General features: G+C 41.1%; 19 protein-coding genes, 6 tRNA genes and 3 rRNA genes. 25 read left to right on the forward strand and 3 right to left on the reverse strand.

All coding sequences use genetic code 11. From position 1 onward, the window contains the following. Nucleotides 1-258 precede the first annotated feature (258 nt). The 9 genes from MHI34_RS08330 to MHI34_RS08370 all read left to right on the forward strand — a co-directional run bounded on the left by MHI34_RS08330 (nt 259) and on the right by MHI34_RS08370 (nt 7861). Entirely contained in the window at nt 259-1104 is an 846-nt protein-coding gene (locus MHI34_RS08330) for an energy-coupling factor ABC transporter ATP-binding protein (RefSeq protein ID WP_058845118.1), read from the forward strand. Further along, nucleotides 1080-1952: an energy-coupling factor ABC transporter ATP-binding protein gene (locus MHI34_RS08335; RefSeq protein WP_342504330.1), complete on the forward strand. Its 873-nt coding sequence runs from the start codon at nt 1080-1082 to the stop codon at nt 1950-1952. Before MHI34_RS08330 ends, MHI34_RS08335 begins: the two co-directional genes overlap by 25 nt. After that, a complete protein-coding gene (locus MHI34_RS08340) occupies nt 1949-2746 on the forward strand; it encodes an energy-coupling factor transporter transmembrane protein EcfT (protein WP_036129069.1) in 798 nt (265 codons plus the stop codon). Before MHI34_RS08335 ends, MHI34_RS08340 begins: the two co-directional genes overlap by 4 nt. A 14-nt stretch (nt 2747-2760) precedes the next feature. After that, nucleotides 2761-3501: a tRNA pseudouridine(38-40) synthase TruA gene (truA, locus tag MHI34_RS08345; RefSeq protein WP_340812358.1), complete on the forward strand. Its 741-nt coding sequence runs from the start codon at nt 2761-2763 to the stop codon at nt 3499-3501. Nucleotides 3502-3679: 178 nt separating this feature from the next. Further along, nucleotides 3680-4117: a 50S ribosomal protein L13 gene (rplM, locus tag MHI34_RS08350; protein WP_004233742.1), complete on the forward strand. Its 438-nt coding sequence runs from the start codon at nt 3680-3682 to the stop codon at nt 4115-4117. A 25-nt stretch (nt 4118-4142) separates the two neighbouring features. Continuing rightward, on the forward strand, nt 4143-4535 hold the full coding sequence (gene rpsI / locus MHI34_RS08355; protein ID WP_004233744.1) for a 30S ribosomal protein S9: 393 nt from the start codon (nt 4143-4145) through the stop codon (nt 4533-4535). Between the two features lie 422 nt (nt 4536-4957). Continuing rightward, complete coding sequence (locus MHI34_RS08360; protein ID WP_342504457.1) at nt 4958-5887, forward strand: DUF4822 domain-containing protein; 930 nt, start codon at nt 4958-4960, stop codon at nt 5885-5887. A 132-nt stretch (nt 5888-6019) separates the two neighbouring features. Continuing rightward, nucleotides 6020-6733 (forward strand): N-acetylmuramoyl-L-alanine amidase, encoded by a 714-nt coding sequence (locus tag MHI34_RS08365; protein ID WP_036129063.1) that lies wholly within the window; start codon nt 6020-6022, stop codon nt 6731-6733. Between the two features lie 72 nt (nt 6734-6805). Further along, nucleotides 6806-7861, forward strand: coding sequence for a P-loop NTPase (locus MHI34_RS08370; RefSeq protein ID WP_036129061.1), 1056 nt, complete (start codon nt 6806-6808; stop codon nt 7859-7861). 54 nt (nt 7862-7915) lie between these two features. On the opposite strand, the gene gerD is transcribed toward MHI34_RS08370, so the two are convergent. Next, a complete protein-coding gene (gerD, locus tag MHI34_RS08375; protein ID WP_036129059.1) occupies nt 7916-8524 on the reverse strand; it encodes a spore germination lipoprotein GerD in 609 nt (202 codons plus the stop codon). A 151-nt stretch (nt 8525-8675) separates the two neighbouring features. Between gerD and MHI34_RS08380 the strand changes: the two genes are divergently transcribed. Continuing rightward, complete coding sequence (locus MHI34_RS08380) at nt 8676-9350, forward strand: KinB-signaling pathway activation protein (protein WP_009374014.1); 675 nt, start codon at nt 8676-8678, stop codon at nt 9348-9350. Between the two features lie 35 nt (nt 9351-9385). Here the strand turns inward: MHI34_RS08380 and MHI34_RS08385 are convergent, their stop codons facing one another. Beyond that, nucleotides 9386-10042, reverse strand: coding sequence for a hypothetical protein (locus MHI34_RS08385; RefSeq protein WP_058845115.1), 657 nt, complete (start codon nt 10040-10042; stop codon nt 9386-9388). Between the two features lie 267 nt (nt 10043-10309). Here MHI34_RS08385 and MHI34_RS08390 point away from each other — a divergent pair. From MHI34_RS08390 to rrf, 3 genes are all read left to right on the forward strand, one after another. Next, nucleotides 10310-11861: ribosomal RNA gene (locus MHI34_RS08390) — 16S ribosomal RNA — on the forward strand. Nucleotides 11862-12045: 184 nt separating this feature from the next. Then, nucleotides 12046-14973, forward strand: a 23S ribosomal RNA gene (locus MHI34_RS08395). Between the two features lie 190 nt (nt 14974-15163). Next, nucleotides 15164-15279, forward strand: a 5S ribosomal RNA gene (gene rrf, locus MHI34_RS08400). Together the 16S, 23S and 5S rRNA genes form the textbook arrangement of a ribosomal RNA operon. Before the next feature lie 127 nt (nt 15280-15406). On the opposite strand, the gene MHI34_RS08405 is transcribed toward rrf, so the two are convergent. Then, nucleotides 15407-16993: an acyl--CoA ligase gene (locus MHI34_RS08405; RefSeq protein WP_271911417.1), complete on the reverse strand. Its 1587-nt coding sequence runs from the start codon at nt 16991-16993 to the stop codon at nt 15407-15409. 269 nt (nt 16994-17262) lie between these two features. On the opposite strand from MHI34_RS08405, the gene MHI34_RS08410 reads away from it, so the two are divergent. The 12 genes from MHI34_RS08410 to glmM all read left to right on the forward strand — a co-directional run bounded on the left by MHI34_RS08410 (nt 17263) and on the right by glmM (nt 23997). Then, a tRNA-Asn gene (locus MHI34_RS08410) sits at nt 17263-17339 on the forward strand. A 114-nt stretch (nt 17340-17453) separates the two neighbouring features. Then, nucleotides 17454-17528 (forward strand) — tRNA-Glu (locus tag MHI34_RS08415). Nucleotides 17529-17584: 56 nt separating this feature from the next. Next, a tRNA-Val gene (locus tag MHI34_RS08420) sits at nt 17585-17660 on the forward strand. Between the two features lie 15 nt (nt 17661-17675). Then, a tRNA-Tyr gene (locus MHI34_RS08425) sits at nt 17676-17759 on the forward strand. 14 nt (nt 17760-17773) lie between these two features. Beyond that, a tRNA-Gln gene (locus tag MHI34_RS08430) sits at nt 17774-17848 on the forward strand. A 14-nt stretch (nt 17849-17862) separates the two neighbouring features. Further along, nucleotides 17863-17935 (forward strand) — tRNA-Lys (locus MHI34_RS08435). A gap of 185 nt (nt 17936-18120) precedes the next feature. Continuing rightward, nucleotides 18121-19026, forward strand: a complete 906-nt coding sequence (gene rocF, locus MHI34_RS08440) for an arginase (protein WP_036128873.1) — start codon at nt 18121-18123, stop codon at nt 19024-19026. A 133-nt stretch (nt 19027-19159) separates the two neighbouring features. Then, nucleotides 19160-19723, forward strand: coding sequence for an RNA polymerase sigma factor SigW (gene sigW / locus MHI34_RS08445; RefSeq protein ID WP_004225410.1), 564 nt, complete (start codon nt 19160-19162; stop codon nt 19721-19723). Between the two features lie 13 nt (nt 19724-19736). Continuing rightward, nucleotides 19737-20363 carry an anti-sigma factor gene (locus MHI34_RS08450; RefSeq protein ID WP_058845282.1) on the forward strand — a complete coding sequence of 209 codons (627 nt, stop codon included), beginning with the start codon at nt 19737-19739 and terminating at the stop codon, nt 20361-20363. Nucleotides 20364-20512: 149 nt separating this feature from the next. After that, nucleotides 20513-21349 carry a diadenylate cyclase CdaA gene (gene cdaA / locus MHI34_RS08455; protein WP_089935020.1) on the forward strand — a complete coding sequence of 279 codons (837 nt, stop codon included), beginning with the start codon at nt 20513-20515 and terminating at the stop codon, nt 21347-21349. Beyond that, entirely contained in the window at nt 21342-22418 is a 1077-nt protein-coding gene (locus MHI34_RS08460; RefSeq protein ID WP_036128306.1) for a CdaR family protein, read from the forward strand. The genes cdaA and MHI34_RS08460 overlap by 8 nt, the downstream gene beginning before the upstream one ends. A gap of 226 nt (nt 22419-22644) precedes the next feature. Further along, nucleotides 22645-23997, forward strand: a complete 1353-nt coding sequence (gene glmM, locus MHI34_RS08465; protein ID WP_101967053.1) for a phosphoglucosamine mutase — start codon at nt 22645-22647, stop codon at nt 23995-23997. Nucleotides 23998-24039 lie beyond the last annotated feature (42 nt).

The raw sequence follows: 24039 nt of genomic DNA on the forward strand, positions 1-24039 counted from the left end.
CACCCGTATTTCTTGTAAATGTAACGACAAGCGCATTTCTATCGAATGAGGTGCGCGCTTTTTTATTATGTGGGATAGCGCCAATTTGTGGTGCTTTTTTTAATATATGGGTTTCTTTAGACGCTCAAAAGTGCACCATCAAATTGAGTTGTTATAGTAGTATTTTTCTTTTATCGACATACGGATTGTAGTAGAATTCATACATAAAAAAGTGTAAGTTAGTTAGTAGAGCTGAGCATGTAGAGAGGAGTTCTAGAAATGCCTGAAATTTTATCTTTAAATAATGTGACTTTTTCATATACACCAGAAATTCAAGACAGTCGTAATGCTGTAGAAAATGTTAGTTTCGCTGTTGAAGAAGGCGAATGGATTGCCATAGTTGGACATAATGGTTCAGGTAAATCCACTATTGCCAAGCTGATGAACGGCTTGTTATTCCCTCAGCAGGGGGATGTGCGAATTTTACGAGAACCCTTAAGTGAAGAAAACCTTTGGGAATCTCGCTCCTTAATGGGTATGGTTTTTCAAAACCCTGATAATCAGTTTGTAGGTGCCACTGTACAGGATGATGTTGCATTTGCCTTAGAAAACAATGGTGTGCCTTTTGAAGAAATGGTGAAACGTGTACACGCGGCACTAGAGCAAGTAAAAATGGACACGTTTTTAGATCATGAGCCACATCACTTATCTGGAGGACAGAAACAACGCGTTGCCATTGCTGGTGCACTTGCACTAAAGCCAAAGCTTCTCATTTTAGATGAGGCTACATCGATGTTGGATCCTCAGGGCCGTGCAGAGGTGTTACAAACTGTCCAAACATTACGTGCAGAAACGGGATTAACAGTAATATCCATAACACATGATTTAGAAGAAGCCATGTTAGCAGATCGAGTTCTTTTTATGAATGATGGCAAGAAGTTTGCAGAAGGTACACCTGCTGAAATCTTTGCACTTGGGGACAAGCTAGTTGAGTTTGGACTAGATTTACCATTTGCCTTGAAGTTATCAAAGCTATTGCAAAAGGAAGGTGTTCCATTAATGGGACAACATATGACAGAAGAAGAGTTGGTGAATGATTTATGGACATCAAACTTCAACAAATAAGCTATGCCTATGCACAGGGGACACCTTTTGAAAAACGGGCATTATTCGATGTAGACTTTGACATTCCATCCCATACTTATCAGGCAATTATAGGTCATACGGGTTCTGGGAAATCAACCATACTTCAGCATTTTAATGCACTTCTAAGACCTACTTCAGGAGAAGTACATATAGGGGATCGCCTGATTGTAGCTGGGAAAAAAGCAAAGGATTTAAAAGCTGTAAGACAAAAGGTTGGTATTGTCTTTCAATTCCCTGAGCATCAACTATTTGAAGAAACAGTGTTAAAGGATATTATGTTTGGGCCAATGAACTTTGGTGTATCAGAGAAGGAGGCTGAAGCGCGTGCAAGAGAACTTGTCAGCTTAGTTGGGTTACCGAACAACGTGCTTGAGAAGTCTCCGTTTGATTTATCAGGTGGTCAAATGCGCCGAGTGGCAATTGCGGGTGTTTTGGCGATGGATCCAGAGGTAATTGTGTTGGATGAACCAACAGCTGGACTTGATCCACGAGGTCAAAAAGAGATCATGGATATGTTTTATCAACTCCATCAAGATCGTCGTCTTACAACGATTCTTGTCACACATAGTATGGAGGATGCGGCTCGATATGCAGATAATATTGTAATCATGCATGAAGGAAAAAATGTCTTAAGTGGACCACCACAAACTATTTTTAAAGATGGTGAAACATTAAAGAGTTTCCGCTTAGAGCCACCACGTATTGTCCGCTTTCAACAGAAGATTGAGCACATGATGGGTCAGTCCTTGTCAAAGGTTTGCTTGACGGAAGAGGAACTCGCTGCTGAAATTGCTCAAACGCTTAGAGAGGAGCGTGCAGAGCCATGATGGAAAAAATGATCTTTGGACGCTTCCTACCAGGTGACTCACCTGTGCATAAACTAGATCCACGATCAAAACTAATCTTTGTGTTTGCCTTTATTATTATTGTGTTTTTGGCCAACAATACAGTGACCTATGCTATGCTACTAGCATTTACGCTCTTGATTGTATTAGTATCACGTATTCGTCTGTATTTTTTAATTAATGGTCTCAAACCGGTTCTCTTTTTAATGGCTTTCACATTTCTTCTTCATATATTTATGACGAAGGAAGGCGTCCCTGTTTTCGAGTCAAAGTTTATCACGATATACGATGAAGGAATTAGGCGAGGAATATTTATTTCAGTACGTTTTCTAGTATTAGTATTTATGACATCTATCTTAACGTTAACGACATCACCGATCTCCATTACAGATGGTATTGAGGTTCTTTTAAATCCATTAAAAGCAATAAAAGTACCAGTTCATGAATTGGCTTTGATGATGTCCATTTCCTTACGTTTCATACCAACTTTAATGGATGAAACAGATAAGATTATGAAGGCACAAATGGCCCGAGGCTCAGATTTATCCTCTGGACCAATAAAAGATCGTATAAAGGCAGTAGTGCCATTGTTAGTACCACTTTTTGTCAGTGCATTTAAAAGAGCTGAGGATCTAGCAACTGCGATGGAAGTAAGAGGCTATCGTGGTGGTGAAGGTCGTACAAGGTACCGTAGGCTAAAATGGGATATGGGTGACACATTTGCACTTGTGTTACTAGTAGCAATAGGCGTATTGCTATTCTTTTATAGAAGTTAAAAGGAGTAGGCTTGATGCGACGATTAAAAGTAATTATAAGCTATGATGGAACGCTTTTTTCTGGCTATCAAGTACAGCCTGGAGAGCGCACAGTACAGGCTGAGCTTGAGCGTGTACTGTCCATTATGCATAAAGGAGAAAAGATTAAGGTAACTGCAAGTGGACGTACAGATGCAAGAGTTCATGCTACAGGACAAACATTGCATTTCGATACACCTCTTGCCATTCCAGTTGACAAGTATAGCAAGGCTTTGAATGTGCAACTACCAAGAGATATTCGCGTACTATCGGTAGAGGAAGTGGCACATGACTTTCATGCACGCTATAGTGTGACAGGGAAGCGCTATCGCTATATTTGGTCTTGTGAGCCTATCCAAAGCCCATTTCGCAGATATTACACAGTCGAGACAAGTGGCATCAAACCTAATGTAGAGGCGATGCAAGAGGCAGCTAAGGCTATCGTTGGTACACATGACTTTTCATGCTTTTGTGCAGCGAATACAAGTGTGAAGGATAAAGTACGTACTGTCACGACACTGCAATTTGAATGGCATGGAGAAGAACTTCATATGGTGATTGAAGGCAATGGTTTCTTATATAATATGGTGCGTATTATTGCAGGTACACTTTGGGAGGTTGGCGTAGGTCGCCGCACGATTGACAATGTGGCACTTGTAGTCGCCTCTGAAGATCGCGATAAAGCAGGAAAAACCGCGCCACCACAAGGGTTATACTTAGAAAAAGTGTTCTATTAGTGACGTTTTAGAATTCTGAACAACTTTACCAGGCGTTTAATGAAATTGCTTGACTTTAAAAGTCATTCATTATATGATAACAGATGGTATTTTCATTACCACCACAAATAAGCCCCGAAACTTATAGTGTAGTCTAATGAAAAATAACGGTAATCGAATCGATTAGGAGGATATATACATGCGTACAACATTCATGGCTAAAGGTCACGAAGTAGACCGTAAATGGTTAGTAGTTGATGCAGAAGGCCAAACTCTTGGACGTTTAGCTTCTGAAGTAGCTGCAATCTTACGTGGTAAACATAAACCAACATTCACACCAAACGTTGACACAGGTGATCACGTAATCATCATCAACGCTGACAAAATCCATTTAACTGGTAACAAATTAGAGGGTAAACTTTACCGTCACCATACTCAATTTGCAGGTGGTTTAAAAACGCGTACTGCTGGTGAAATGCTAGATAAGTACCCAACAAGAATGATCGAATTAGCAGTTAAAGGAATGCTTCCTAAAAACTCTTTAGGTCGCAAAATGTTCACTAAACTTAACGTTTATACTGGAACAGAGCATCCACATGCTGCACAAAAACCAGAAGCATACGAGCTTCGCGGATAATATAAATTAAGAGGAGGATATTACTTTGGCACAAGTTCAATACATCGGCACTGGTCGCCGTAAAAGCTCTGTAGCTCGCGTACGTTTAGTACCAGGTACAGGTAAAATTGTTATCAATAAACGTGAAATCGAAGAATACGTACCATTCGCTGCATTACGCGAAGTAATTAAACAACCATTAGTAGCTACTGAAACTACAGGAAGCTATGATATCCACGTAAACGTTAACGGTGGTGGATACACTGGTCAAGCTGGTGCTGTTCGTCACGGTATCGCTCGTGCTCTACTTCAAGTAGACCCAGATTTCCGTGCTGCATTAAAATCAGCTGGATTACTTACTCGTGATTCACGCATGAAAGAACGTAAAAAACCAGGTCTACGCGGCGCTCGTCGTGCACCTCAGTTCTCAAAACGTTAATATCAGCGTTCTATACAAAGACTCTTTCTACTTTTGTGGAAAGAGTCTTTTTTGTTATTTAGTCATTAGACTAAAGGTTGCTTACTCTTATTTCTTATAAAGCGGATGATTGCAAATTCTTGATGCGATGTAACACTGCCAATGACTAGCGTGAACCAGTATGTAGCTGTCCCTTTTACATAATCATTACTATTTCCGCACAGATTTAAGATATATTAAAAATATTTTCGCATAAGTTTATGTTTTTTTAAGAAATTATTTAGAGGGAGTTTAACATTCCACTTTAATATAGTTCTTGAAGGTACTACAAACCATGCATTTTCTTGAAATTTGTCATTATGGGTTTGGCGTAACTCAAAAATAGAATGTAGCGATGGAGGTAAGTAGGTATGAAAAAATTATTGATAGTATCGGTTGCGGCAATGGCACTACTTGCAGCATGTCAAGATAAGGAGCCTGAGAAAGGCAATAGTGAGGAAATAAAAACAGAAAGTGCTGCTACAACGAAGGATCAAACAAAGGAGCAATTAACGAAGGGTGAAGAAATGGCCAATATATTAAGTAGTACGAATTGGCAAGGCACAAAAGTATATGATAAAGACAACAATGATTTAACTGCGGAAAATTCTAACTTTATTGGCTTAGCAAAATATGATGCTGAGGCAGGTCATTATGAATTCTTTGACGTTGCTACTGGTGAAAGCCGTGATGATAAAGGGACGTTCTTTATCACAAATGATGGGACACAAAGAATTTTAATTTCTGAATCCAAGGATTATCAAGCTATTGTAGAAATTACAGAGCTAAACGATAGTATCTTTACTTATAAAAGAATGGGCAAAGATGCTGCTGGCAATGAGGTAGAAGTGTTCGTTGAGCATATTCCATATAAAGAAAATGAACTGGCATTTACCGATTCAAATAAAACGCTGAATGCTTCAACAGGTAATATTGTTACAGACGTTGACGGAGATAAGATTTTAGCTGATACATTATGGCACGGAACTGTTGTATTAGATGAAGCAGGTAATGATTTAACAGAGTTTAATTCAAATTTTATCAGCATTGCAAAATATGACGCAAATACAAATAAATATGAGTTCTTCAACCCTGAAACAGGTGAGAGTCGTGGCGACTATGGTTATTTTAATGTCATTCATGGCAATAAAATAAGAGCTCATGTTTCAATCGGTGATAATAAGTATGGCGTTGCCCTTGAAATTACTGAAATCAATGAGAAGAAATTCACGTATAAACGTACAGGTAAAGACAAAGACGGTAATGATATAACTGTATTTGTTGAGCATGAACCTTATGAAGGTGAATTAAACCCTGTATTTACAATGCAATAAAATGATACTTCCTCCTTTATTCATAGAAGAAAATCAAAACTCCTAAGTTTATTACTTGGGAGTTTTTTTTACTTTCTGGCATAGTTCATCTACTAATTTCGTACACTAAATGTAAAAGGGTGGTGGATATGGGTGAAGCGCTGGCTTGCACTAGGAGTAATTATGCTTATGAGTATAGTGGTCGTGGCATATGAAACAAATGCTTCGGACCGTAACTTCTTCTTACCAGACCCACTTGGTGGCATCAAAATTGTCATTGATGCAGGGCATGGTGGTGAGGACGGAGGAGCTTCAAAGGGCGAAGTAATTGAAAAGGAAATTACACTTGCAATTGCTCAGCATGTGGAGAAGAAATTAAAGAAAAAAGGCGCAACAGTCGTAATGACGCGAACAAAAAATGGGGATGTGATTGATGAGCATGCGCCGTCGGAAAAATATGGAACTTTAAGAGAGCGGAAAAAGCAGGATATTTTCTTAAGAAAGGATATCGTTGAAAAAGAAAAGCCTGATGTATTTATTACAATTCATGCAAATGCTATACCCGAAACAAAATGGCGTGGTGCACAGGTGTTTTATCATAAGGAAGGACATGCCGATGGCGAAATTCTTGCCAAGAGTATTCAACAATCCATTCGCACTAATCTAAAAAATACAGACCGAGAAGCTTTGTCTATTAAGCAAATTTATTTACTGAAGAAAGTAGAAGTCCCTGCAGCATTAGTAGAGACTGGTTTTATCAGTAATGATGAAGAACGAGCATTATTAATCGATAAGAACTACCAGGAAAAAATGGCAGATGCCATAGTTGAAGGTATAGAAGAGTATTTATTAGCTAAGATTGAGTAGAGCAACATCTACAACGTAAACCATATCAGTATGATATACTAACATTGAGATAATATAAGGGGAGTGTTCGTCGTGATTACTGAACAACAAGTACGAGAAATACTAGGACAACTACAAGATCCATTTTTACATAAATCGCTTGCAGAAACAGATGGTATTACAAACGTAGCAATAAAAGAAGAAAAAAATCATGTTAGTGTAAAAATTGCGATCGCTAAATTAAATACACCTGAACAGCTACAGCTACAAATGAAGGTTGTTGAGGTATTGAAAGAAGCGGGTGCAAATACGGTTGGCATTCGTTTTGAAGAACTATCAACAGAAAAATTACAAAGCTTCCGTGGCACTGCAACAGAGTCAGAAGCACAAGATATTTTATCTCCACTAAGCACAGTACAAGTGATTTCAATTGCTTCTGGTAAAGGTGGAGTAGGTAAATCTACAGTATCAGTTAACTTAGCTGTTGCTTTAGCTCGTCTAGGAAAGAAGGTCGGATTAATCGACGCCGATATTTATGGCTTTAGTGTGCCCGATATGATGGGTGTGACGGATATGCCTAAAGTAGTTGACAATCGTATTTTCCCAGTAGATCGCTTGGGTGTAAAAATGATTTCAATGGGCTTCTTTGTGGAAAACAACGCACCGATTGTATGGCGTGGTCCAATGCTAGGTAAAGTATTAGATCAGTTTTTCCGTGATGTTGAATGGGGAGAGCTAGACTATCTACTATTAGATTTACCTCCAGGCACAGGTGACGTAGCATTAGATATCCATCAAATGCTACCATCATCAAAAGAAATTGTTGTCACAACACCGCATCCGACAGCAGCATTTGTTGCAGCTCGTGCAGGAGCAATGGCTCTTCAAACAGACCATGAAATTTTAGGTGTTATCGAAAATATGGCTTGGTTTGAATCTAAATCAGGTGATCGAGAATTTGTCTTTGGACAAGGAGGCGGACCTAAGCTAGCTGATGAATTACGTACAGAGCTGCTTGGGCAGATCCCGCTTGGTCAACCCGATTGGACAGAAGAAGATTTTGCTCCGTCTGTTTATGCTGAGAAACATACGACAGGACAAATTTATTTAGACATCGCGACGAAAATCATTGATAAATTAAGTAAATAAATAAAAAACGGATTTCCACCTTTTATGGGGAAATCCGTTTTTAAATTGCTATGGTTACTCAGTACTTTTTTGCTCCTTATCCGATCCGCCATCACTTTCACCACTAGCTTCTTTCTTATCGCCACTTCCTGATGAACCCGTTTCGCCACTCTTTTTAATAAGTTCCTGCCATTTAGATTGCATTAAAGGGCTTTCGATCGTTTCCTTTACCACTTGCTCCATTTGCTTGCGCATATTGGATGATTTTAGGATGGTCTCTAGCTGCTTTTGCATATCGGGTTGCCCAAAAAAGGCCTCCATATCCTTTTGGAAAGTCGGATCTTTTATTAAGTCCTTCATAATATCCTGTTGCTGTTTTTGCATGCTTTTTGCAACAGTTTCTTTAAATTTTGGATCTTCAAAGGTTTTCTTCCAAAAGTCTTCTGCTTCCTTGGAAAGTAATGTTTCCTCAGTAGCCTTTTTCACTTCATCATGCTCTAAAATCAAAAGCTCACGGAAACTTGGCTCCTCCAAAAGCTGTCGCAATGCCTTTTTACCATCCTCTGTTTGCAAAGAGTCAATCATGATTTTTTTTATTTCATCATAGGACATGGTAGAGGTTTTATCTTGTGAACAGGCAGAAAGAAAAAGCATTAGAATCAATAATAAGGTGAATTTTCGCATCGACAATCAGTCCTTTCTCTAGATAGACTCTTTCAATTATTGTTCACATTTCTCGGGACTTTATGTATTGGTTAGGATGAGAAATAGCTTTTTTAACAAGGCATTGATAAAATAAGGACAGATATATTGAGAAATTGGGGGACTTTTAGTTGTGACGATACGAAATTGGGCAAAGTTTTTCTTCTTTGCAATGCTCGTTGGTGGTGCAGTCAACGGAGTTTTTAGTTTATTTATTCGCTGGGAATTTTTCCAACCATACATAGCAAATGGTCAATGGGGCGAATTTTTCGCTGGACTTTTATGGATGGTTTTCTTAGGGTTTACCATGAGTGTTATAGCACAAGCTGGTTTTTTTGCTTATTTAACACTTCATCAAGTAGGTGTTAATATTTTTAGAACACTGACATTATGGAATTGGGTACAGCTATTATTAATTGCCATAACGATTTTCGATATTATATTCTTCCGCTTTATTCCTGGTGTGAAGGATGGACAAAGCTGGTTGTTCTATGTTGGATTATTAATTGTTCTAATATTTGGTGCAATAGCAACAGCTGTTCAAAAAGTAAAATTAACGGGGAAAAAGCATGTAATGATTTCGGCTCTATTCTTTATGATTGTCATTACAACGCTGGAATGGACAATTGCATTAATGGGTCGTGATGAAAATATTAATGAATATGTTGCGCTTTTATTATTCCCATTATTGGCTGTTAATGCGTATCAACTATTAGTATTGCCTAAATATAATGCAAAATCCGATGAAGATCGTCAAAAATTAGAAGCACGCCGCAAAGCTCGTCGTGAACAGGCTAAAAATGCATAAGAAAAAATTGCCTCACTTTAGTGAAGGCAATTTTTTTATGGGGCTTTTTTAGTTTGAACTTTATAACCAAATATATTTTCTTCAATTGACATAAACTTATGTTGTTGTATTAGAGCGTTAAGCTCTTTAAAGGATATTTGATTATTTTGATGGAGTGGGAAAAATACAAAATCACCTTTTTGTAATTTAGGTGTTTTCTCACCCTGCCAAATAAGAGAAGGCGACAGTAAATTCATTTGTTGTTGGAATAAAGATTTCTGTAAATCCTGCGAATATTGATGATTTCGGGTAGCAAACCATAAAGGTTTTTCCTTTAAATACTTTTCATAGATATCAATATCTTTTTGAATGAGCGCAATGTCAACGGGTTCTTCTATTGAATCATCTGGACCAAGTAGTCCTGTAGGCAATTTTCGTTGTTGTATAATTTTTAAATGTTCGGGTGAACGTTTAATCCAGTCGGTATCTAAAAGTAGAAGAGGATAAGGCTCTTTCACCGTTTGAAGCCATTCTAATAGAGAGTCATCAGAGAAAGAAATCTCTACTATAAGAGATGTGCCATAATGTCCTTTCGTGACCACTACTGGTGCATTCGCAATATTAAATACAGAAATCATCGTTGAGTTTATAGGCTTTAGAAAAGCAAAAAGGATTACGATTAAAAGCAGTGAAATCAACGTTTTGCGGACCATAATAATAACCTCATTTCTAAGATTTTAAATAAAAAATGAATCTCTTTAAAAAAACTTATGATTTAGTGTTGACTTTCATGAATAATCGATGTTATTATGTATAAGTCGCCAAGAGGTGACAGTGAAACAAAAAACATGAACCTTGAAAACTGAACAAGCAAAACGTAATCAACAAAGTTTTTAGTAACTAACCTTGGTTAGTGAACAAAACAAAATTTTGGACATCAAAATGATGCCAGCAAAACAAATTGAGCTATTCAAATTTCTTTTATGGAGAGTTTGATCCTGGCTCAGGACGAACGCTGGCGGCGTGCCTAATACATGCAAGTCGAGCGAACAGAGAAGGAGCTTGCTCCTTCGACGTTAGCGGCGGACGGGTGAGTAACACGTGGGCAACCTACCTTATAGTTTGGGATAACTCCGGGAAACCGGGGCTAATACCGAATAATCTGTTTCACCTCATGGTGAAATACTGAAAGACGGTTTCGGCTGTCGCTATAGGATGGGCCCGCGGCGCATTAGCTAGTTGGTGAGGTAACGGCTCACCAAGGCGACGATGCGTAGCCGACCTGAGAGGGTGATCGGCCACACTGGGACTGAGACACGGCCCAGACTCCTACGGGAGGCAGCAGTAGGGAATCTTCCACAATGGGCGAAAGCCTGATGGAGCAACGCCGCGTGAGTGAAGAAGGATTTCGGTTCGTAAAACTCTGTTGTAAGGGAAGAACAAGTACAGTAGTAACTGGCTGTACCTTGACGGTACCTTATTAGAAAGCCACGGCTAACTACGTGCCAGCAGCCGCGGTAATACGTAGGTGGCAAGCGTTGTCCGGAATTATTGGGCGTAAAGCGCGCGCAGGTGGTTTCTTAAGTCTGATGTGAAAGCCCACGGCTCAACCGTGGAGGGTCATTGGAAACTGGGAGACTTGAGTGCAGAAGAGGATAGTGGAATTCCAAGTGTAGCGGTGAAATGCGTAGAGATTTGGAGGAACACCAGTGGCGAAGGCGACTATCTGGTCTGTAACTGACACTGAGGCGCGAAAGCGTGGGGAGCAAACAGGATTAGATACCCTGGTAGTCCACGCCGTAAACGATGAGTGCTAAGTGTTAGGGGGTTTCCGCCCCTTAGTGCTGCAGCTAACGCATTAAGCACTCCGCCTGGGGAGTACGGTCGCAAGACTGAAACTCAAAGGAATTGACGGGGGCCCGCACAAGCGGTGGAGCATGTGGTTTAATTCGAAGCAACGCGAAGAACCTTACCAGGTCTTGACATCCCGTTGACCACTGTAGAGATATAGTTTCCCCTTCGGGGGCAACGGTGACAGGTGGTGCATGGTTGTCGTCAGCTCGTGTCGTGAGATGTTGGGTTAAGTCCCGCAACGAGCGCAACCCTTGATCTTAGTTGCCATCATTTAGTTGGGCACTCTAAGGTGACTGCCGGTGACAAACCGGAGGAAGGTGGGGATGACGTCAAATCATCATGCCCCTTATGACCTGGGCTACACACGTGCTACAATGGACGATACAAACGGTTGCCAACTCGCGAGAGGGAGCTAATCCGATAAAGTCGTTCTCAGTTCGGATTGTAGGCTGCAACTCGCCTACATGAAGCCGGAATCGCTAGTAATCGCGGATCAGCATGCCGCGGTGAATACGTTCCCGGGCCTTGTACACACCGCCCGTCACACCACGAGAGTTTGTAACACCCGAAGTCGGTGAGGTAACCTTTTGGAGCCAGCCGCCGAAGGTGGGATAGATGATTGGGGTGAAGTCGTAACAAGGTAGCCGTATCGGAAGGTGCGGCTGGATCACCTCCTTTCTAAGGATATTTTCGGAATACAAACCTAGGGTTTGTAAGATTACGTTTTGCGTTCAGTTTTGAAGGTTCATTCTTTCTTGGATGAAAATCTTCAAAACTTGTTCTTTGAAAACTGGATAAAACGACATTGAAATTGTAACAAACACATTTATTTTTTTAAGTTTTTTTATAGGCTTAATAACTTGGTTAAGTTATTAAGGGCGCACGGCGAATGCCTTGGCACTAGGAGCCGAAGAAGGACGGCACTAACACCGATATGCTTCGGGGAGCTGTAAGTGAGCTTTGATCCGGAGATTTCCGAATGGGGGAACCCACTACGTTTAATCGCGTAGTATCTTGACGTGAATACATAGCGTCTTGAAGGCAGACCCAGGGAACTGAAACATCTAAGTACCTGGAGGAAGAGAAAGAAAAATCGATTCCCTGAGTAGCGGCGAGCGAAACGGGAAGAGCCCAAACCAAGAGGCTTGCCTCTTGGGGTTGTAGGACACTCAATACGGAGTTACAAAAGAGCGAGTTAGATGAAGCGACTTGGAAAGGTCCGCCAGAGCAGGTAAAAGCCCTGTAGTCGAAAGTTCGTTCTCTCCTGAGTGGATCCTGAGTACGGCGGAACACGTGAAATTCCGTCGGAATCCGGGAGGACCATCTCCCAAGGCTAAATACTACCTAGTGACCGATAGTGAACCAGTACCGTGAGGGAAAGGTGAAAAGCACCCCGGAAGGGGAGTGAAAGAGATCCTGAAACCGTGTGCCTACAAGTAGTTAGAGCCCGTTAATGGGTGATAGCGTGCCTTTTGTAGAATGAACCGGCGAGTTACGATTACGTGCGAGGTTAAGCTTTAGAAGGCGGAGCCGCAGCGAAAGCGAGTCTGAATAGGGCGAAATAGTACGTGGTCGTAGACCCGAAACCAGGTGATCTACCCATGTCCAGGGTGAAGGTAAGGTAACACTTACTGGAGGCCCGAACCCACGCACGTTGAAAAGTGCGGGGATGAGGTGTGGGTAGCGGAGAAATTCCAATCGAACTTGGAGATAGCTGGTTCTCTCCGAAATAGCTTTAGGGCTAGCCTCGTGATGAGAATACTGGAGGTAGAGCACTGTTTGGACTAGGGGGCCATCCCGGTTTACCGAATTCAGACAAACTCCGAATGCCAGATATTTATACACGGGAGTCAGACTGCGAGTGATAAGATCCGTAGTCAAAAGGGAAACAGCCCAGACCACCAGCTAAGGTCCCAAAGTAATCGTTAAGTGGAAAAGGATGTGGCGTTGCACAGACAACCAGGATGTTGGCTTAGAAGCAGCCATCATTTAAAGAGTGCGTAATAGCTCACTGGTCGAGTGACGCTGCGCCGAAAATGTATCGGGGCTAAACGATTCACCGAAGCTGTGGATTGACATCTACGATGTCAGTGGTAGGAGAGCGTTCTAAGTGCGTTGAAGTCAGACCGGAAGGACTGGTGGAGCGCTTAGAAGTGAGAATGCCGGTATGAGTAGCGAAAGACGGGTGAGAATCCCGTCCACCGTATGACTAAGGTTTCCTGAGGAAGGCTCGTCCGCTCAGGGTTAGTCGGGACCTAAGCCGAGGCCGATAGGCGTAGGCGATGGACAACAGGTTGATATTCCTGTACCACCTCCTCACCGTTTGAGAAATGGGGGGACGCAGTAGGATAGGGTAAGCGCGCTGTTGGTTATGCGCGTCCAAGCAGTAAGGCGTGTGTGTAGGCAAATCCGCACACTGTAACGTTGAGCTGTGATGGCGAGTCCGTATGGACGAAGTTCCTGATTTCACACTGCCAAGAAAAGCCTCTATCGAGGTGAGAGGTGCCCGTACCGCAAACCGACACAGGTAGTCGAGGAGAGAATCCTAAGGTGTGCGAGAGAACTCTCGTTAAGGAACTCGGCAAAATGACCCCGTAACTTCGGGAGAAGGGGTGCTCTTGAGCGTGCAAGCGCATGAGAGCCGCAGTGAATAGGCCCAGGCGACTGTTTAGCAAAAACACAGGTCTCTGCAAAACCGTAAGGTGACGTATAGGGGCTGACGCCTGCCCGGTGCTGGAAGGTTAAGAGGAGTGGTTAGCGCAAGCGAAGCTGCGAATTGAAGCCCCAGTAAACGGCGGCCGTAACTATAACGGTCCTAAGGTAGCGAAATTCCTTGTCGGGTAAGTTCCGACCCGCACGAAAGGCGTAACGATCTGGGCACTGTCTCAACGAGAGACTCGGTGAAATTATAGTACCTGTGAAGATGCAGGTTACCCGCGACAGGACGGAAAGACCCCGTGGAGCTTTACTGTAGCCTGATATTGAATTTTGGTACAACTTGTACAGGATAGGTAGGAGCCAGAGATCTCGGAGCGCCAGCTTCGAAGGAGGCGTCGGTGGGATACTACCCTGGTTGTATTGAAATTCTAACCCATGCCCCTTAGCGGGGCAGGAGACAGTGTCAGGCGGACAGTTTGACTGGGGCGGTCGCCTCCTAAAAGGTAACGGAGGCGCCCAAAGGTTCCCTCAGAATGGTTGGAAATCATTCGTAGAGTGTAAAGGCACAAGGGAGCTTGACTGCGAGACCTACAAGTCGAGCAGGGTCGAAAGACGGGCTTAGTGATCCGGTGGTTCCGCATGGAAGGGCCATCGCTCAACGGATAAAAGCTACCCCGGGGATAACAGGCTTATCTCCCCCAAGAGTCCACATCGACGGGGAGGTTTGGCACCTCGATGTCGGCTCATCGCATCCTGGGGCTGTAGTCGGTCCCAAGGGTTGGGCTGTTCGCCCATTAAAGCGGTACGCGAGCTGGGTTCAGAACGTCGTGAGACAGTTCGGTCCCTATCCGTCGTGGGCGTAGGAAATTTGAGAGGAGCTGTCCTTAGTACGAGAGGACCGGGATGGACACACCGCTGGTGTACCAGTTGTCTTGCCAAAGGCATCGCTGGGTAGCTATGTGTGGACGGGATAAGTGCTGAAAGCATCTAAGCATGAAGCCCCCCTCAAGATGAGATTTCCCATTACGCAAGTAAGTAAGATCCCTCAAAGACGATGAGGTAGATAGGTTCGAGGTGGAAGTGTGGTGACACATGGAGCTGACGAATACTAATCGATCGAGGACTTAACCAAAACGTTTGAAACATTCAATGAACCGTTTATCCAGTTTTGAAAGAACAAAACTTTCAATAAAAAAAGAGCTTCAAGACACAAGTAGAACAAGGAAGCAAACGAGTGATTGAAGGAGCGTACTTCTGTACGTGACTGATTGAACGAGAGCAGCTGACGCAGTAATACGCCGTGTATTGAAGGTCGACCATAGTCTAGTGATGATGGCAAAGAGGTCACACCCGTTCCCATACCGAACACGGAAGTTAAGCTCTTTAGCGCCGATGGTAGTTGGGGGCTTCCCCCTGTGAGAGTAGGACGTCGCTAGGCGCAAAAAGTCGCTGCTGATACACTCAGTAGTGGCTTTTTTTACTTAAGCTAACTAATAAATTGAGATGATTTATAAAAATATAAAAAAGAAGGCATGCCTTAAGTGGAATGCCTTCTTTTTTGATATTTAATGTGTTTGAACAGTGGCAGCTCGTAGTTCAATGCGGCGAATTTTTCCGGATGTTGTTTTTGGTAACTCATCAATAAAAACAATACTACGAGGGTATTTATACGGTGCTGTTAACGCCTTTACATGCTCTTGTAACTCCTTTGTTAACTCGGCTTCATCTCGCTCTTTGAAGCTCTCTCGTAGGATAACAAAGGCCTTCACAATATGGCCTCTAATTTCATCTGGTGCAGCAACAACTGCACATTCTTGTACAGCTTCATGTTTGTTTAATGCATCTTCAACTTCGAATGGACCGATCGTATAACCAGAAGATATAATAATGTCATCTCCACGACCTTCAAACCAGAAATAACCATCTTCATCACATTTTGCTTGATCACCAGTAATATACCAATCACCGCGAAATGCAGCTTGCGTTCGTTCTGGCTCTTTGTAATACTCCTTAAATAGAGCTGGTGAGGATTTGTGGATGGCAATATCGCCAACCTCTCCTACAGGTGCTTCATTTCCTTCATTGTCGATAATACGTACAATATTACCTGGAGTTGGAACACCCATGGATCCAGGGCGTAATTCAGTGTTTTCGAGTGTACCAATTAATAATGTATTCTCTGTCTGTCCATAGCCATCACGTACTTTTAGCCTGAAACGATTCATAAATGTTTCAATGACTGGGCGATTTAACGGTTCACCAGCAGAGACTGCACTACGGAGGGATGAAAGATTATAGTCTTGCAAATTATCAATTTTCGCCATAATACGATATTCAGTTGGTGTGCAGCAAAGGACATTTATTTTTTCATCTTGTATGAGCTGAAGGTACGTTTTTGCATCGAATCCACCATGATAAACAAATGCAGTAGCACCGAGCATGATTGTAGATAAGAAAGGGCTCCAAATCCATTTTTGCCAGCCAGGAGCTGCTGTAGCCCATACTAAGTCGCCTTCACGTACGCAGAGCCATTTTGAAGCAGCTGTTCGAATATGCGCATATCCCCAGCCATGTGAATGTACTACACCTTTAGGTTTCCCAGTTGTCCCAGATGTATAGGAAAGGAACGCCATGTCATCACGTTTAGTAGCTACTGCTGTAAATGTAGTTGGCTGTGTGCTTGCCAGTACATCTAAAGAAGCCCAATCGCCTTTTGCAGTACCAATAACTAATTTGTTCTTTAATGTGTCTACAGTAGAAGAAATTTGGTCAACCTCACCTGTAAATGCTTCATAGGCAATAACTGCACTAGCAGAAGAGTGCTCCATGCGATATTCTAAGTCACTTGCACGTAGCATTTCTGAACATGAAATAGGCACGATGCCAGCCTTTAAACAGCCAAGAAAAACAAAATAGGCTTCTGGTAGGCGAGGAATAATAACTAGAACGCGATCTCCCTTTCGAAGTCCTGTCTCTGTAAAAGCATTTGCGTATTGATTCATTTTTTGGACAAGCTCTACATAGGAAACTGTTCGTCTCTCTTGTTGCGTATTTAACCAGCGTATTGCTTGGCGATCACTATCTTGTGAAAACTTTTCTAATTCCTCTGTGATATTATAAAATTCAGGTGCAATTAAATCATTTGTTACCATCCGAATATTCCTCCCCCAGGAAATTTGATAGAAAATTCTTAAAACTATTTTTATTTTAACAATTGCAATAATATACAGCAAGAATATTTAGCACGCAAAATAGAAATATTAGATTTAATAGAGAACTATTATGCTTTTGGATTAATTTTTAAACCTACTTCGACAAAAAATATAAAAATTTTCATAAAATATGTTGCATAATTTATAATGCTTGCTATAATAATAAATGTACTTAAGAGGTTGTTTAAACCCGAAGTGAATAGTATCGTTCCGAAGTAGCTCAGTTGGTAGTAGCACCTGACTGTTAATCAGGTTGTCGCAGGTTCGAGTCCTGCCTTCGGAGCCATTTTTTTTGCCCATTTTTAAGAAGCTGTTATACATAAAAAAAGTTATAAAAAAGTATTGCAACTATTAAGAAATGATGTTATTATAAATCTTGTCTTGTTTGAGACGTGATACTGGCCCCTTGGTCAAGTGGTTAAGACACCGCCCTTTCACGGCGGTAACACGGGTTCGAATCCCGTAGGGGTCACCATTTAAAACATAGGCTTTATAAAGAAAAATAAACTGTGATATAACACCTGTTTCTATGGAGGATTAGCTCAGCTGGGAGAGCATCTGCCTTACAAGCAGAGGGTCGGCGGTTCGAGCCCGTCATCCTCCACCATTATTGTGTTATTTCGGAGGGGTAGCGAAGTGGCTAAACGCGGCGGACTGTAAATCCGCTCCTTAGGGTTCGGCGGTTCGAATCCGTCCCCCTCCACCAGTTTTATAAATGATTGGGGTATAGCCAAGCGGTAAGGCAACGGATTTTGATTCCGTCATGCCTAGGTTCGAATCCTAGTACCCCAGCCATTTTTCTTTTTTACGAGCCATTAGCTCAGTTGGTAGAGCATCTGACTTTTAATCAGAGGGTCGAAGGTTCGAGTCCTTCATGGCTCACTTTTTTAGAATAAAGTATATTCAAAAGTGTTATAATAACTATAGATAACTAATCTCTTACTGAAAACAGTAGGAGATTTTTTTATGTTATCAAAAATTGAATAAATATGCACTTTTTTGTCTAGTTGAGCCAAGTGGTATCTAGGCTTTACAATAATATTATAACTTTTAGGGGGTATAAAAACATGAATAAACTTAATATTTCTATTATTGGAGTACCAACAGATTATGGACAAACACGTCGTGGTGTAGATATGGGGCCAAGTGCAATTCGCTATGCAGGCGTTGTGGAACGTTTGGAGGCTATTGGACATGAAGTACAAGACCAAGGGGATATTCGTGTCAGTCAAAAACTTGCAGACGCACCTGTCGATGAGAAATTACTGAATTTAGAGGAAGTTGTAGATGTTAGCACGGCTTTAGCTAATAGCGTGCATGAAGTAATAGAACAAAATAAGTTCCCACTTGTATTTGGCGGAGACCATAGTATTGCTATTGGCACACTAGCTGGATTAGGTGAGCATTATAAAAATCTTGGCGTTATTTGGTATGATGCTCATGCAGATTTAAATACACCTGAAACAACACCATCTGGCAACATCCATGGGATGCCATTAGCAGTTAGTATTGGACTAGGTCATGAGCGATTAGTGCAAATTCGTAATTATGCACCGAAAATTAAACCAGAGAACGTTATTATTATCGGAGCTCGTTCAGTAGATCCTGGTGAGCGTGAGTTAATTCGTCAACAAGGGATTAAAGTATATACAATGCACGAGATTGATCGACTTGGTATGACGCGTGTCATGGAAGATGCACTTGCTTACTTGAAAGAACGTAATGTTGATGGATTACATCTATCACTTGATTTAGATGGCTTAGATCCGCTTTACACGCCAGGAGTTGGTACACCCGTTCCTGGAGGAATTACGTATCGAGAAAGTCATTTAGCAATGGAAATGTTACAAGAATCAGGGATGTTAACATCAGCAGAGTTTGTAGAAGTAAACCCAATTTTAGATGAGAAGAATACAACAGCAAATGTGGCTGTTGCATTAATGGGATCTTTATTCGGAGAGACACTAGTTTAAAGAAAATTTGACAAAAAATTGCCTGTTGCCACATTGCATAAAAATCTTTTGTTATAATTGAATTAAAACGAAACTTTTCTTATCGATGGGTCGTATAGTATAAGACAGTTGTAAAGGTGGAGAAGTCAACACAATGGATGCGTTAGTAAACAAGAGAATAAAACAAGTGCTTAAAGGCGATCAAAACGCATTTGCCGATATTGTGAGTCTCTATCAGCACAAACTGTACCAAGTATGCTATCGAATGTTAGGCAACAAACAAGAGTCTGAAGACATTGCTCAAGAAGCTTTTGTGCGTGCTTATATGAATTTGCATACTTTTGATCAGAAAAGAAAGTTTTCGACGTGGCTTTATCGCATAGCGACAAACCTCTGCATTGATCGTATTCGCAAAAAGAAACCGGATTATTATTTAGATGCAGAAGTAGCTGGTACAGAAGGGCTTGATATGTATTCGCAAATCGCAGCAGACGACCAGCTACCAGAGGAGCAGTTAGAGCAAATGGAGCTGCAAGATCGCATTCAATATGAAATTGGACGATTGCCGGATAAATACCGTTCGGTTATAGTATTGAAATATATAGAAGAGTTATCGTTACAAGAGATTAGCGAGATTTTAGATATGCCGCTTGGAACGGTGAAAACGAGGATTCACCGCGGACGTGAGGCATTACGTAAGCAATTAAACAATCTGTAGGAGGGGGAGCGTCATGAATACTTGTCCAGAGCATATTATAGACTATATGCATGATTATTTAGACGGTGACATTAGTCGTGAGCATGAGCAAGAGTTGAAACAACACTTGCATACATGTAATGATTGTAAACAGTTGATGCAAGAATTGAGTGAAACAATCGCCTTTGTGAAGAGTGCTTCCCATATTACAGCGCCTCCGGATTTTGAAGCAGCAGTGATGGCTCGTTTACCAAAACCAAAAAGTCGAGTAGGTATACAAAAATGGATACGCCGGCATCCGTTCTTTGTGGCAGCAGCAGTATTTTGCTTATTCATGAGTGCTACATTGATGGGTAGCTTTATGGATGACCAGCATTTTTCAGTGACCAAACAACCGAACTTAGTTGTTGATGGTCAAACGGTGATTGTACCTGAAGGAGAAGTAGTGAAGGGCGATATTGTTGTTAAAAATGGTGATTTGGTTGTTGAAGGTGAAGTTGATGGCAATGTCACAGTAATTAACGGGCAATATATGGCGTCTTCAGCGGTAGTTTCAGGCAAAATTGAGGAAATTGACGAAGTATTTGAATGGTTATGGTATACGATTAAAAATTCTGTAAAAACGGCCATGACATTTGAGGAAAAAGATGAAACTAAATAACACTCTATACGTCCTAAAAAATAGTGCACGTGAGAGGCTGAAAGGTCTACTCTTATGAGTAGACTTTTTATTTGAAAAAAGTTACATTTGTTAAGAATGTGATATACTTGAATGTGTATGGATTCGCAATGAAAAGTGGGGGATGCCACGTGCAAATTATCGAACATTTCACGGATTTAACACCTGTGAATATTGTTATTAACTTCATTGATGTACTGCTCGTGTGGTACGTTGTTTATAAAGTCTTAACCCTCATTAAAGGTACGAAGGCTGTCCAATTACTGAAGGGAATATTTGTCATTATTATTGCCCGACTTGCAACAGACCTTTTAGGGTTACAAACTCTAGGCTGGATGTTACAACAGGTCATTGAGTTTGGTTTCTTAGCGATTATTATCATATTCCAACCAGAAATCAGACGTGGTTTAGAACAAATTGGGCGAGGAAAGCTATTCCAACGTTCATCAAGTCAAGAAGAAGAAGAACAAACAAGGCTCATTGAGGCGATGAAGAAGTCTGTTAGTTACATGGCTAAACGTCGAATCGGTGCGTTAATTTCTATTGAAAAAGAAACAGGCCTTAATGAATATATTGAAACGGGTATAGGACTAAATGCTGAAATCTCATCAGAACTGCTGATTAATATCTTTATACCGAATACACCACTTCATGATGGAGCGGTTATTATGCAAAAAGATAAAGTTACAGCAGCAGCTTGTTATTTACCCCTATCTGAAAGTCCATTTATTTCAAAGGAGTTAGGGACACGTCACCGTGCTGCACTTGGCTTAAGTGAAGTTACGGATGCTATTACAATTGTTGTCTCAGAAGAAACAGGTGCAATTAGTATTACGTTAAATGGTAATCTCCACCGTAATCTTTCTCTAGAGGAGTTTGAAACACTATTACGAAAAATGTGGTTCGGTTCAGCACAAGAGTCAAATGCTGCCTCTAAGTTGACTTGGAGGGGGAAAAAGAATGGATAAAATGATGGATAGCCCTTGGGTATTAAGAATCATAGCGCTATTTTTGGCATTTTTGCTTTTTTTCTCAGTTCGTACCGAGTTATCTCCAATCAATACAACAACAACGACTGAACAGACGGATATTATTCGTGATGTACCAGTAGATGTTTATTATGATAATGAAAATCTGATTGTAACAGGCTTACCTGAAACAGTAGATGTGAAGATAAAAGGGCCAATGCCTGTTGTTATAAAAACAAGAGCTACAAAAGATTTCTCTGTATTTGTCGATTTAAGTAATCTATTGATTGGGGAGCATGATGTAAAGCTACAATACGAAAATATTTCTGATAAGTTAAAGGTTACATTAGACCCTGCAACTATTCATGTGAATATTGAGGAAAAGGTCACGAAAGAGTTCCGAGTGGACCCTGAAATGAATAATAGACTAATCGAAGAAGGTTATATTTTAAAAGATATGACTGCTGATCCACCAACCGTTTACGTAACAGGTGCAAAAAGTGCTATTGAAAGCATTAGCTATGTAAAAGCTACTGTTGCAGGTGAGCAAGGCTTGAAGCAATCATTCTCGCAGGATGCGGCAGTAAAAGTATTGGATCGAGATCTAAACAAGTTAGATGTGACGATAGAGCCTGAAACTGTGAAGGTTCAAGTTGATATAGCAGAATATAGTCGAGAAATTCCAGTGGTCCTGAAAGAAACAGGGCAAGCAGCACAAGACATTACGATCAATTCGTTAACATTTGCGCCAAGAATGATAAAAGTGTATGGTAGAAAATCAATTATTGACGGTTTGACAGAAATTCCAGTTATAGTTGACCTGTCAAAAATTACTGAGTCTCAAACTTATGAATTTGATGTAAAATTACCAGATGGTGTGACAAAAATATCTGACAAGAAAATAAAAGTGAAGGCAGATATTACAAAAGTAGAGCAAGAAGAACAACAGAAAACACCAGCTTCTACAGAGGAAACGCCACCTCCAACTGAAGAACCAGATGTGACGGACGATAGTACTACTACTGATAAAAATACATCATCTGAGGAAACGGAAGATATTGATTCTTAAACAATATCTGACTATAATTTTATTTTGATTCTAAATCAAAATCCAATCGTGGTTTGTGCTGGTGAGTAGTTAGGACAGGAGTCACCAACAAATCGATTGAGGGGATATTAATAATTACCGAATGAATGAATAAAAACAGACTTTTCCAAAAGTAAGCGGACAAGTGTCTTTTGGACGATAGTAACTCAAGAGACACAGTCTTGCATTGAAGGAGAGAATAAGTAGAATGGGTAAATATTTTGGAACAGATGGCGTCCGTGGAGTCGCGAATAGTGAATTAACACCAGAGTTTGCATTTAAACTAGGTCGTATCGGTGGCTATGTTTTAACAAAAGATGCAACTGATCGTCCAAAGGTTTTAATTGGTCGTGACACACGTATTTCAGGTGAGATGCTTGAAGGTGCACTTGTTGCTGGTCTTTTATCGATTGGGGTAGAAGTAATGCGTCTTGGTATTATTTCAACACCAGGTGTGGCATACCTTACTCGAATTATGAGCGCAGATGCAGGCGTTATGATTTCAGCTTCACATAACCCAGTTGCTGATAATGGCATTAAATTTTTTGGTCCCGATGGTTTTAAGTTAACGGATGCTCAAGAAGCGGAAATTGAAGTGTTGCTTGATGCACAAGAGGATACACTACCACGCCCAATTGGAGCCGATTTAGGATCTGTAAGTGACTATTTCGAAGGTGGTCAAAAATATATTCAATACTTAAAGCAAACAGTGGATGAGGAATTTGATGGTATCCTGGTAGCACTAGACTGTGCTCATGGAGCTACATCAGCATTGGCTACACATTTATTTGCGGACCTAGAAGCTGATATTTCTACAATGGGAGCTTCTCCAACAGGCTTAAACATTAATGATGGTGTAGGTTCTACACATCCAGAGGGACTAGCTAAATTTGTTACTGAAAAGGGTGCAGATGTTGGTTTAGCATTTGATGGAGATGGTGACCGATTAATTGCTGTAGATGAGAACGGTAAGATTGTTGATGGCGATCAAATTATGTTTATCATTGGTAAGTATTTAAATGCGGTAGGACGCTTGAAAAAGCAAACGATTGTTTCAACAGTTATGAGCAATATGGGCTTCTACAAAGCTGTTGCTGACAACGGTATGCAAAGTGTACAAACTGCTGTTGGTGATCGTTATGTTGTAGAAGAAATGCGTGCCAAAGAATACAATTTAGGTGGCGAACAATCAGGGCATATTGTTTTTCTAGACTTTAATACAACAGGTGATGGATTACTTACTGGCATTCAGCTTGTCAACATTATGAAAGCGACTGGTAAAAAGCTTTCAGAGCTTGCTGCTGAAATGAAAATCTTCCCTCAGCGTCTTGTTAATGTACGTGTAACAGATAAGCATGCTGTGACTGACAATGCGAAGGTGGCTGCTGTCATTGCAGAGGTAGAAGCAGAAATGGCCGGCAATGGTCGTGTTCTAGTGCGCCCTTCAGGGACTGAACCACTTGTACGTGTAATGGTAGAAGCAGCAACAGAAACAGATTGTGAGCGTTTTGTTGAGCGTATTGCGGACGTAGTACGTGCGGAGATGGGCTTAGCAGAATAATATATAGAAACTCGATTTCCATAACAGGAAATCGAGTTTTTC

Origin of the sequence: Lysinibacillus sp. FSL L8-0126, from assembly GCF_038630385.1 — a bacterium.
Lineage (GTDB): Bacteria > Bacillota > Bacilli > Bacillales_A > Planococcaceae > Lysinibacillus > Lysinibacillus fusiformis_D.